11 protein-coding genes are annotated in these 10322 nt (G+C 72.8%); 6 read left to right on the top strand and 5 right to left on the bottom strand.

The window, feature by feature from the left end; all coding sequences use genetic code 11:
- Window positions 1-463 precede the first annotated feature (463 nt).
- Window positions 464-1522 carry a methyltransferase gene (locus ABZ641_RS16835; RefSeq protein ID WP_359982589.1) on the top strand — a complete coding sequence of 353 codons (1059 nt, stop codon included), beginning with the start codon at window positions 464-466 and terminating at the stop codon, window positions 1520-1522.
- Between the two features lie 92 nt (window positions 1523-1614).
- On the opposite strand, the gene ABZ641_RS16830 is transcribed toward ABZ641_RS16835, so the two are convergent.
- Window positions 1615-2178 (bottom strand): hypothetical protein, encoded by a 564-nt coding sequence (locus tag ABZ641_RS16830; RefSeq protein ID WP_359982587.1) that lies wholly within the window; start codon window positions 2176-2178, stop codon window positions 1615-1617.
- A 341-nt stretch (window positions 2179-2519) separates the two neighbouring features.
- On the opposite strand from ABZ641_RS16830, the gene ABZ641_RS16825 reads away from it, so the two are divergent.
- The 3 genes from ABZ641_RS16825 (at window position 2520) to ABZ641_RS16815 (ending at window position 3963) form a co-directional block, all read left to right on the top strand.
- Window positions 2520-2867 (top strand): hypothetical protein, encoded by a 348-nt coding sequence (locus ABZ641_RS16825; protein ID WP_344623475.1) that lies wholly within the window; start codon window positions 2520-2522, stop codon window positions 2865-2867.
- A 206-nt stretch (window positions 2868-3073) separates the two neighbouring features.
- The gene (locus tag ABZ641_RS16820; RefSeq protein ID WP_344623474.1) at window positions 3074-3637 is read left to right on the top strand and encodes a sigma-70 family RNA polymerase sigma factor; all 564 of its coding nucleotides are present in this window, start codon (window positions 3074-3076) and stop codon (window positions 3635-3637) included.
- On the top strand, window positions 3634-3963 hold the full coding sequence (locus tag ABZ641_RS16815) for a hypothetical protein (protein ID WP_359982584.1): 330 nt from the start codon (window positions 3634-3636) through the stop codon (window positions 3961-3963). The genes ABZ641_RS16820 and ABZ641_RS16815 overlap by 4 nt, the downstream gene beginning before the upstream one ends.
- A 179-nt stretch (window positions 3964-4142) precedes the next feature.
- Here ABZ641_RS16815 and ABZ641_RS16810 read toward each other — a convergent pair whose 3' ends face one another.
- On the bottom strand, window positions 4143-4925 hold the full coding sequence (locus ABZ641_RS16810; RefSeq protein WP_359982581.1) for an NAD(P)H-dependent oxidoreductase: 783 nt from the start codon (window positions 4923-4925) through the stop codon (window positions 4143-4145).
- A 139-nt stretch (window positions 4926-5064) separates the two neighbouring features.
- Between ABZ641_RS16810 and ABZ641_RS16805 the strand changes: the two genes are divergently transcribed.
- The gene (locus ABZ641_RS16805) at window positions 5065-5907 is read left to right on the top strand and encodes a helix-turn-helix transcriptional regulator (protein WP_344623471.1); all 843 of its coding nucleotides are present in this window, start codon (window positions 5065-5067) and stop codon (window positions 5905-5907) included.
- Here the strand turns inward: ABZ641_RS16805 and ABZ641_RS16800 are convergent.
- Entirely contained in the window at window positions 5873-6559 is a 687-nt protein-coding gene (locus ABZ641_RS16800) for an alpha/beta hydrolase (RefSeq protein WP_344623470.1), read from the bottom strand. The two genes, ABZ641_RS16805 and ABZ641_RS16800, sit on opposite strands and share 35 nt — an antisense overlap.
- 99 nt (window positions 6560-6658) lie before the next feature.
- Window positions 6659-8134 carry a multicopper oxidase domain-containing protein gene (locus tag ABZ641_RS16795; protein ID WP_359982577.1) on the bottom strand — a complete coding sequence of 492 codons (1476 nt, stop codon included), beginning with the start codon at window positions 8132-8134 and terminating at the stop codon, window positions 6659-6661.
- 557 nt (window positions 8135-8691) lie between these two features.
- Between ABZ641_RS16795 and ABZ641_RS16790 the strand changes: the two genes are divergently transcribed.
- Entirely contained in the window at window positions 8692-9381 is a 690-nt protein-coding gene (locus ABZ641_RS16790; RefSeq protein WP_359982574.1) for a DUF4232 domain-containing protein, read from the top strand.
- Window positions 9382-9597: 216 nt separating this feature from the next.
- On the opposite strand, the gene ABZ641_RS16785 is transcribed toward ABZ641_RS16790, so the two are convergent.
- The coding region (locus ABZ641_RS16785) for a porin PorA family protein (RefSeq protein ID WP_359982571.1) at window positions 9598-10322 on the bottom strand (725 nt) is incomplete at its 5' end.

Here is a 10322-nt window from a genome sequence, read left to right as displayed (position 1 = left end):
CGATGTGTCGGCCGACGGTGTGAGCGCGGCCGCCGGGGCAGGCCGGGCGGGTGCGGTTCACGGGGGCTCCACCCGGTCCGGGCGGCCTGCGACGGGCCACTTTCGGCGTAGTCGGGAGTACGGGCGGGTCGTTCGACGGTCACGCTGGGAAGGCCCACGTCGGGGAGACGACCGGTGCACGGCCGCCACCCGCTCGTGCCACGCCGCCCCATCCGGTGAGGCGTCCCCGCGGCCACCGTCCGGAGCTTCCGCCGGCCCAAGCCGGCGTCCGCTCGCGCTGACCGGCACGGCGGCAGGACCGGGAACCATTCATCGGGACCGCACCGCAATCATGGCGGCCCCGTGATCGTCCTGGCGGCGGACCGCTACTGCCAGTGACCATCCGTGTGATCCGTCATCGAACAACTCGAATGCGCCGCGCCCGAGGCGCGAGCAGCCGCTGTGCACACCAAGGAGAAGCCAAGTGCAGAACCGTGAGGTCCAAGAAGAGCGCGTCTTTCCGGACACCCGCGAGGACGCGGCCGAGCGCCCGCAGCAGAGGATGATGGACCTGCTGCACGGCGCCCTCGTCACCCAACTTCTCGTGGTGGCAGCCGAGTTCGACATAGCGGAGCTCCTGGCCGACGGGCCGGTGCCGGTGCCGGAACTCGCCCGCCGGTGCGGGGCGCACCCGCAGGCACTGCGCCGGGTGTTACGGGCGCTGGCCGCCCAGAAGATCTTTCGGGAGGTGGAGCCCGAGACGTTCGCCCTGACCCCGCTGGCCGAGACGCTGCGCGCCGAGGTGCCCGGGTCGGTGCGGAACTGGGTCAGGTTCTGGGGGCTGCCCGAGAAGCTCCAGGCCATCAACTCACTGTCGTACTCGGTGCGCACGGGCCGTCCGACGTTCCCGCACGTGCACGGCACGGACTGGTGGTCACACCTGGCCGCCCACCCGGAGCAGGCCGAACTCTTCAACGACGCGATGGGCGACATGGCCCGGCGGGCCCACGCCGCGGCCGTGGAGAACTGCGACCTGACCGGCGTGGCGCAGGTGGTCGATGTCGGCGGCGGACAGGGGCACCTGCTCGCCACGATCCTGCCGCGCTACCCGGAGCTGCGGGCCACCCTGCTGGACCAGCCGGCCGTGGTCCGGGGCGCGAAGGCGGTGCTGGAGGCGGCGGGCGTCGCCGACCGGGTCGACGTGGTCGGCGGGGACTTCTTCGACAGCGTGCCGCACGGCGCGGACGCCTACCTCCTGTCGATGATCCTGCACGACTGGGACGACCGGCAGTGCGTGGCGGTGCTCGGCAGCATCCGGCAGGTGATGGCACCGGATGCCCAGGTCATCGTCATCGACGCCATCGTGCCGGAGGACGACGCACCGCACGACGGCAAGCTGCGGGACACCGTCATGATGGCGCTGCACCCCGGCCGGGAGCGGACCGAGGCGGAGTTCACCGCGTTGTTCGCCGCCGCGGGCCTGCGGCACGTCGCGACCACCGGGCTGGCCGCCTCGACGGGCCTGCTGGTCGCGCGGTCCTGACGGAGCCCGCGGCCGGTGCGCTGCGGCAGGCCCTGCCTCGCCGGTCGGTGACGGGAAGCGTCGTAGGAGGACGCCGTCCTCACGGCCGACGGCTACGGGGTACTGCCGCCCTGCAGCACCCGGGGCCGGTCCTGCCCGGGCTGGTCCCCGATGCCAGACTGCCGGAGGAACTCGGCCCGGGCCGCACCGATCGCTTCGAGCTCTGCGGCGAACGATCCGGGGTGCCGTGTGTCGAGCCGCGAGAAGACCGCCTCCGATTCGGAGAGCAGCTTCAGGGCGCCCTCGGCGTCGTCCTCCGCGTGGTAGCAGGCGGCCAGCCAGAGCGACACGGCCAGGTGCAGGGCCAGGTGCTGCTCGAAGGTTCCCGGGTCCCTCGGCTCCACCCGACGGAACGTCTCCACCGCCTCGTCGGCGGCCGCCCGTCCCGCGTCCGATCGCCCGGGACACTCGGTGAGGCGGCCGGCCAGGTCCTTCAGCGTCAGTGCGAGGAGGTGCTCGGACGCGGCCGGATCCGCCTCCGCGTGCGCCCGGGCGGCGGCCACGGCCTCTTCGGCGACGGTCAGCGCCTCCTCCGTCCGCCCGGCCGCCGTCAGGTGTACGGCCAGAACGCTCAGGGCGTTGGGCAGCCCGGAGTGCACGTCGGTCGGGTCGGCCATGTACGTCCCCTCCCCAACTCGCGCCGTTCACAGGCGCGGTGACAACAACGCCGGCAGCCCGCGACACGGAATCGGCGGGCCACCGGACCGTGACGACGCTATCGCGTGCCACGCCCGGTGTCCGCCGGATCACGACACCGGAGACCACACCGGAATCCACACCGGAGTCCGTACCGATCCGCCCGCGACGGCCGACCTCCGCCGGGGTTGAGTAGGTGTACTCATGCAGGGCGGTTCGGGTGGCGGGCAAGGTGGTTGTGTCGGGCAGACGCCCGCCGCCCGGCCGTCCGACCCGAGGGGATGACGTGAACGTTCCGCCCGCGTACGGTTCACCGCCGCCCATGTACCGTCCCGTGCCGCGCCGGCCGGCCGAGATCGCCTTCGGTGTCGTCTCCGGGCTGCTCCTGCTCGGCGGCACGACGGTGACTGCGGGGTTGTCGTTCGTGATGCTCTTCGTCCCCGACGGCTGCGGATCCTCGCCCATGTCGGGCCAGCGCGTCTGCGACGGGACGGGCTACCTGGAGGTCTTGGCGGCGCCCTGGGTCTCGCTGGTCGCGGCCGTACTGCTGGCCGGACTCGGCATCGCACTGGCGCGGCGCCGCGGCCGGACACCGTGGCCGGCCCTGTTCCCGGCTGTGCTCGTCCACCTGGCCGGCCTCGGCTTCGTCTACACCTCCGTCCGGGGATAGGCCGCTCCCGGACCGATGTCGATGCCGATGCCCCAACCGTCCCACCACGATGCCGAATCCTTTTTCAGGGACCGCCCCTCTTATGCACGTACGGACGAACGTCGGAGAGGACCGGGAGGTCGCCGTGATCATCGGAATCGCTGCTGTCGCCACACTGGTGGTGCTGTGCACCTGCATGCTCGTGCTGCGCAGGCGGAGGAACGGACGTGGCTGACCGGACCGGCCACTGGCCGGGTGAGCAGCTGATCGTCGCGGCACAGGGCGGTGACCTCGACTCGCTCACCGCCCTGGTGTCGGGCGCGCACCCGAACGTACGGCGGTTCGCGCACTCCCTGTGCGCCACGCCCGAGGACGCCGAGGACGCGGCCCAGGAGGCACTGATCATCCTGTACCGCAAGATCGGTACGCTCCGGGCCTCCGGCGCACTGGCCTCGTGGATGTTCCGCATCGTGCGCAACGAGTGCCTCCGGCACGCACGGGCGGTACTGCGCGATCCGGTGCCTCCGCGGGACGGCTCCGTGCTGTCGGCCGAGGACGAGGTCCTGCAGCGGCTGGAGGCCGGCCGGGTGGCGGCGGCGATCGCCGCCCTTCCCGCCGATCAGCGCCGACTGCTCGTCATGCGCGACATCCAGGGCCTCAGCGGGCGGACGGTCGCCGAGGCGCTCGGCCTGAGCACTCCGGCGATGAAGTCGCGGCTGCACCGGGCCCGCGCAGCACTGCGGCAGACGCTGCAGGCCTCACCCGACCTGACATCCGGGAGGATGCGATGACCGCAATCACCGACGGCACCGGTTACGCGAGCCGGTCCCTGCCCCGGCACCTGGTGCGCGGCGTGGTCGGATTCGGCTCGCTGATCGGCACGTTCGCCCTCGTTCCGCTGATCGGGCCGGTCAGCCTGATCCTCCTGCCGGTCGGCGTCGTCGCCCTGCGCGGATGCCCGATGTGCTGGACCGTCGGACTCATGCAGACCGTCTCGCAGGGCCGCCTGCGGCGTTCCTGCGCCGACGGCCGGTGCACCCTGACCCGCGCCGCGCCCGACGGCACCCGGGGTGCCGCCGGGTCCGCCGGGCCGCGGAAGCACGGCGAGAGGGTGTAGCCGATCGACGGGCGGAGGTCCGGGCGCCTTCGACCCGGTTCAGGGTGAACCCGGTGAGGACGATGCCGGGCACGCCGGGGCGGAGGCCCCCGTGCCGTCGAACGGGGTGCCGGGCCGGGCCGGGCCCCGGCTCCGCACCCCCGGCCCCGAACGCCCGAGCCCGTCAGCGGCCGCGTACGTCAGCGGCCGCGTACGTGCAGCCCGAAACCCGTGCGGCCCTCGGGCTCCAGTCCCTCCTTCAGGTGCAGTGAGGGGATCTCGTAGTCACCGAAGTTCTGCCGCCGGAACGCGATCGGCTCGGTCGACTCCAGGGTCAGCAGACGCTGCCTCCAGGCCTCGGCGACCTGCGGGTAGTCCTCCGCGCGCATCCGGTCGGTGCCGTACAGCACGAACGGCGGCAGCACCTCGATGCCCGGGTAGTAGAGGATGCCGTGCTGGATCGGGAACAGCAGGTCGTCGATGGGCCCGTTGATCCCACGAGCGGCGTAGTGCGACTCCGGGCCGCCGGTGGTGACGGACAGCAGCGCCCTCCGGCCCGCGAGGGTGCCCTCGCCGAAGCGCTCGCCGTACCGGGTGTCGCTGTGCTCGCCGACGCCGTACGCGAAGCGGTAGGTGAACACGCGGTCCACCCAGCCCTTGAGGATCGCGGGCACGGTGTACCACCACAGCGGGAACTGGAAGATGATCGTGTCGGCCCACAGCAGCTTCTCCTGCTCGGCGAGGACGTCCGGGGTGAGCGCCCCGGCGTCGAAGGCCCGGCCCGAGTCCAGGGCGACCTTCAGCGGACGTGAGGCGTGGGAGCCGTAGTCCGAGGCGTCCACGACCGCCTTCCACTTCATCGCGTACAGGTCGCTGACCCGCACCTCGTGGCCGGCGCCCTCCAGGGTGGACACCGCGAGGTCCTTCAGCGAGCCGTTGAGCGACTCCGGCTCGGGATGGGCATGGACGATCAGCGTCTTCACGGGAACTCCTTCGGATCGGATGCCCCAGATCCTGGGCGCTGCGGCGCCCGGCGTTCAGGGACGGCTCTTCCGTCGGACGGGACTTCCTGGTAATCGCAGGGCCACCCTCGCGGGCGACGCCGGAGGCCATACTGGGCCCATGGACGATCTTGCGGGCTTCCTGCGGACCCGGCGGTCACGGGTCGACCCGGCCGCCGCCGGCATCCCCGCCGACAGCCGCCGCCGGGTCGAAGGACTGCGCCGCGAAGAGGTCGCGCACCTGTCCGGGGTCAGCGTCGACTACTACGTCCGCCTGGAGCAGGGCCGCGCGACCCAGCCCTCCGAGCAGGTCCTCGACGCGCTCGCCCGCGTCCTCGGCCTCGACGAGACCGAACGCGAGCACCTCGACCGGCTCGCCCGGCAGCGCCGCCGCCGCGCGAAGGCACCGGGCGGACGGATCCGGCCGGAGCTGCTGCGCGTCCTCGACCTGGTCACCGACGCACCCGCGCTGATCATGAACCACCGCCTGGACGTGCTCGCCGGCAACCGGCTCGCCGGGCTCCTCTACGGCCGGCCGCTGCAGGGCCTCAACGTCGCCCGGCACCTCTTCCTCGACGAGGGCGAGTGCGGCCTGTACGCGGACTGGGAGAACTGCACCCTCGACGTGGTCGGGCACCTGCGCCTGGCCGCCGGGAAGTACCCCGAGGACACCCACCTGGCCTCGCTCGTCGGCGAACTGGCGATGGGCAGCGAGCGGTTCCGCCGACTGTGGGCCCGCGCGGACGTCCGGGCGCGCACCCACGGGCGCAAGGCGTACCGGCACCCGCTGGTCGGACCGCTGAACCTGCACCAGGAGAACTTCGCGCTGCCCGACGAATCGGGGCTGGAACTCCTGGTGCTGTCCGCGGCACCCGGCGACCCCGCCGAGGACGGGCTGCGCCTGCTGGCGGGCCTGGACGGGGACGGCGTTACGCCTCGACGGCCTTCGCCGCGTCGCGGATGACGTCGAGGACGAGGCCGGGGTGCGAGAGCATCGGCACGTGGCTGCTGTCGACTGCGTAGGTCTTGGCGCCCATGCGTTCGGCGGCGGCCCGCTCCAGGTCCGGGTTCACGGTGCGGTCGTCGTTCGCGACGATGTACCAACTCGGCTTCGTGCGCCAGGCGGTGCCGGGAACCTGCTGGGTGAACAGGTCGGGCACCGGCACGGCGCCGGTCGCGAGGACGAGCTTCTGTTCGGCCTCCGGCAGATCGCCGCAGAAGTCGCCGAGGCCCGACTCGAGGAGCCAGATGCGGCCGTCGGCGACGTCGATGTGCTCGAAGACGGGCGTGCGGGCGAACTTGTCCTGCTGGCCCTGCGAGGTCTCGTCCTCGTCGGGGGCGAGCGCGGCGATGTAGACCAGGGCGCCGACGCGGTCGTGGGTGCCGGCCTTGGTGATCAGGGTGCCGCCGTAGGAGTGGCCGACGAGCACGACCGGGCCGGGCACGTGATCGATGGAACGGGTCACGCAGGCGACGTCGCCCTCGAGCGAGTCGAGGCCGTGCTGCGAGGCGGACACCTGGTGGCCCTCGGCCTGGAGCGCGGGGATGAGCTTGTTGAAGCACGACCCGTCGGCCCAGAGTCCGTGGGCGAAGACGATGCTGGCCTTGCCTGCCATGGCTTCCTCCTTCAGGGGTAGCGAGCCATGCCGTCATATCACGATGAGTGATCGATCGCTGACTCCTCGCGTCCGGTCGGGTTGCCGGGCAGTGGGTCCTCACGGCGCCACGTAGTGGACGGTCTGCATCATGCCGAGGTCCTCGTGGTGGAGCTGGTGGCAGTGGGCGATGGTGCGACCGGTGAAGTCCTCGTACCTGACCAGGAAGGTGACGGAGTCTCCGGGCGTGCCGCCGGCGAGGCCGAGGGTGTCGTGCCAGACCGGCGGGTCCAGCCGTACGCCGTTGCGGTGGGTGAGGAGGACCTGGTTGGTGTGCAGGTGGAAGGGATGGTTGAACGCCGCGAGGGATTCGTCCGTCCGGACGGTCCAGCGTTCGACCGTGCCGAGGCGCAGGGTGTGGTTGGTGTAGGCGGGGTCGAAGAGGCCGTGGGCCGGGTCGCGGGTGGGATCGCCTCCGGGGTCGGCTGCGGGGGTCGCATGGGTGCCCAGGATGCGGAAGGCGTTCGGGAACGCCCCGGTGAAGACGCCCGCATCGGCGTGGAAGACCACCTCCCGGTCCGCGTCGGGGTCGGTGATGTCCTGCTCGTCGAGGAAGGGCCGGCCCGGTGGCAGTGAGGCCGGAAGCCGCATCGGCGGCCGCACGGGCGCTCCCGCGACCTCGATCGTCATCAGCGGTCCCGGCAGCCCGTCGGCCCGCAGCTCGTACCGGCCGGGCGCGCCGCCCCGGACCAGCACGTCGGCACGGTTGCCCATGGCCAGGTCCACCGTCGTCCGTGCGACCGGGGTGGGGAAGGTGATGCCGTCCCGGGCGATCTGGTGCAGTGCCATGTCTCCGGCCTCGCCGGTGACGGTGAGCCGCAGGGCGGCGAACGCGGTCGCGGCGACCAGCCGCCACCGCTGCACCTCGCCCGGACGCAGCCGGAGGGTGGGGTTGACGCTGCCGTTCACGGTGAAGGTGGAGGGGACGCCGGTCATCCAGCTGCCGGAGGTGAAGGCGGGGACGTGGCCGTCCCCGACCTTGAGCTCGTTGATGCAGACGACGAGGTCTGCGGCCGCCCGGATCTCCGGGACGTCGTCGACGTCGCCCTCGACGACGATCACGCCGGCCATGCCGCCGACGACCTGCTCGGCGGCCGATCCGTGCAGGTGCGGGTGCGGGTGGTACCAGTAGGTGCCCGCGGGGTGGTCGCAGGGCACGTGGACGGTCGACGTGTACCGCGGCTCCGCGGCTCCGGCGGCGGACTCCTCCGGGGTGCGCGGGGCGAACTCCCGCAGCACGTTGTCGGCGTGCCCGGACGGGGAGACGTGCAGGCCGTGGGTGTGCAGGTTGAAGCTGTTGGGCCGGTGCGGGGTGTTGTGGCCGCCGCTGTGGGGCGGGTTGGGCGGCAGGCCGTTGACGTGCGTCAGCCTCAGGGTGTGACCGGCACGCACGCGCAGGGTCGGCCCGGGGATCGTCCCGTTGTAGGTGCGGGTGGTGACGGGGCCGTGGCCCGGCACGGAGACGTCCGTGAAGCGGACGTCGAGCGTCTGCTCCAGCACCCGCGATGCCGAGCCGTGCACCGGCCGGGAGGCCACGACGGCCGGCTGCGGAAACGGCGCGGGTGCCGTCGCCGTACCCCGCCCGGCCAGGATTCCGCCGGACCTCGCGGCGAGGGCCACGGCGGGGACGGCCCTGAGCGCCGATCGGCGGCTGATGCCGCGACTGTCTCCCACAATCGGGCAATCTAGATCAACCCGGCCGCCGCCCCAGGCAGCCCGCCGCACGGAGGGTCCGTCACCACCGGCTTGCTGCACCGGGAATGGGGCAGAGGGGTTCGTCATGGCGTGCTCGCGGTGGTGTCGCGGTCCGTGGTCAAGGTCGTCCGGGTCACGGGTCTGTCCCGGTGGTCGGTGACGGGGCGGCCAGCGGGTGTCGGTGCACGGTGGTGGTGTGATGCGGCGTCAGGGCAGGTCGGCGGCAGGGTGCGGCGCGGTACGGCGGGCGGCGGCGCGGTCGTTTTCGTTCGTACATGTCACAGCACTGTCCTGGGGGCGTCCCGGGCGGAACGGTTCGTCCGGGCGGGCGGTCCTGGTCTTCGGAAACCCGCTCGCACCGAGCACCAGGCACTGCCGCCTCCTGGAGGAAAATCACCATGCGCGTCCGCAAGCTCGCCTTCGCCGCTCTGGCCGTCACCGCCGCCCTCTCGCTCACCGCGTGCCAGGACGACGGGGCGGGCACCGCACAGGGAGCCCCGACCGCGTCCACCGGCACCGCCTCCACCGGCACCGCCTCCAGCGGCACCGCGGCCGGCGGCCTCCCGGCCTCCGGCGGTCCGGCTTCGGGCGGTCCGGCCTCGGCAGGTCCGGGAAAGGGCAGCACGGCCTCCACCGCCGCACCGGCCGGTTCCACCGGGGCCGGGAAGCCTGCCAAGTGCCGGACGGCCGACCTGACCATCACTGCCGCGGACCGCACCATCTCCGGTGACCCCGACAACACCGTCGTGGTCGAGCTGAAGAACCACAGCGGCAAGGACTGCATACTCGCCGGCTACGCGGGCGTCGACCTGAAGACCTCCGCGGGCACGCTGTCCGCGAAGCGCTCCGGCGAGCCGGTCGTCACGGCCGTCGTGAAGAACGGCAAGTCGACGTTCTTCGGCATCATCTACCCGGCCAACACCTCGGGCGGCTCCGGCGTCCGGATCACCGGCCTGGTGGTGACCCCGCCGGACGAGACCCACCCGGTCACCCTGCCCTGGCCGGGCTCCGGCTCGCTGCCCGTCACGGACGGCAGCGGATCCCCGGTGAAGATCGGCCCGATGGGAAGCGCCGGCCAGGGCGAGTGACCGCGGGCGCCCCCACCGGTCCGAGGCCCTCTCTTTCGGATCTTGCCGGGCGCGCGACGCCGGGCATCCTCCCCCCAGCCTTCGGCCGGGAGGTGCCCCCAGCTGGACGCACCGGCGAATCGTCCAAGTACGGTCCAGTACGAGGCCGATCCGCCGGCACGCCCAGCCGGGCGCCCACCGCCGCGCGCTGATCCGACAAGATCCGAAAGAGAGGGCCTAGGCGACTCCGCCCGGCCCGGTGGGCGGGGGCGGGCCGGTGGGCGGGGTCGGTCCCGGGGTGCCACCGGGTGCGCCCGGAGCGGTCGGTGCGCCCGGAGTGCCGGTCGGTGCGGTCGGTCCGGCCGGGGCTGCGCCGCCGCGGCTGCCCCGGCGCCGGACGAGGAGGGAGACGGCGACCAGCACCGCGCCGACCACGCCCAGCACGATTGGCAGGGTGGTACCGAGGAGCGAGATGGCGTTGCGGTAGTCCTTGGCGTCGTTCGCTGCGTCCTGCACGGAGGCGGGCGTCTGCCGGTACGAGACGTCGGAGACGGGCAGCAGCGGGAGGAAGGCGCCGTCGCTCGGGGCGACGACCCCGGCCGTGCGCTGCTGGGAGCGCTGGGTGTCGACCACGATGCCGGTCTCGGGCTCGATCCAGAACGTGTCGGCGCTCTGCAGCGTGTAGGTCAGCGGGACGGGGTCGGGCAGCGTCGGCAGCAGTGCGGCCAGCTTCTGCTTCGCCTCGGCCGAGAGGGTGCCGACCTGGGCGACCAGCGCCAGGGTGCTCTTCGGAACGGCCGGCGGGAGCCCGGCGAGCACCTGGGCGTCGGTGATCCGGGTGGCGGGCAGCCTCGCCAGGTACACGTAGGTGCTGACGCCGGACCTGCTCTCGGTGCGCGTGTACGTCAGCGGGGTCGTCGTCCCGGTCTCCGGCCGCCAGCCGGTGTACGTCTGCTTCTTCG

The organism is Kitasatospora sp. NPDC007106 (assembly GCF_040634455.1).
Taxonomy (GTDB): Bacteria; Actinomycetota; Actinomycetes; order Streptomycetales; family Streptomycetaceae; genus Kitasatospora; species Kitasatospora arboriphila.
Note: the sequence above shows the minus strand (reverse complement) of the source record. Positions and strands in the feature narration are given on the sequence as shown.

Excerpts from the sequence above, each read along its gene's own strand:
- ABZ641_RS16790 (WP_359982574.1), top strand. The coding sequence starts at position 8,692 with ATGCGCGTCCGCAAGCTCGCCTTCGCCGCTCTGGCCGTCACCGCCGCC.
- ABZ641_RS16825 (WP_344623475.1), top strand. The coding sequence starts at position 2,520 with ATGTACCGTCCCGTGCCGCGCCGGCCGGCCGAGATCGCCTTCGGTGTC.
- ABZ641_RS16805 (WP_344623471.1), top strand. The coding sequence starts at position 5,065 with ATGGACGATCTTGCGGGCTTCCTGCGGACCCGGCGGTCACGGGTCGAC.
- ABZ641_RS16830 (WP_359982587.1), bottom strand. The coding sequence starts at position 2,178 with ATGGCCGACCCGACCGACGTGCACTCCGGGCTGCCCAACGCCCTGAGC.
- ABZ641_RS16815 (WP_359982584.1), top strand. The coding sequence starts at position 3,634 with ATGACCGCAATCACCGACGGCACCGGTTACGCGAGCCGGTCCCTGCCC.
- ABZ641_RS16800 (WP_344623470.1), bottom strand. The coding sequence starts at position 6,559 with ATGGCAGGCAAGGCCAGCATCGTCTTCGCCCACGGACTCTGGGCCGAC.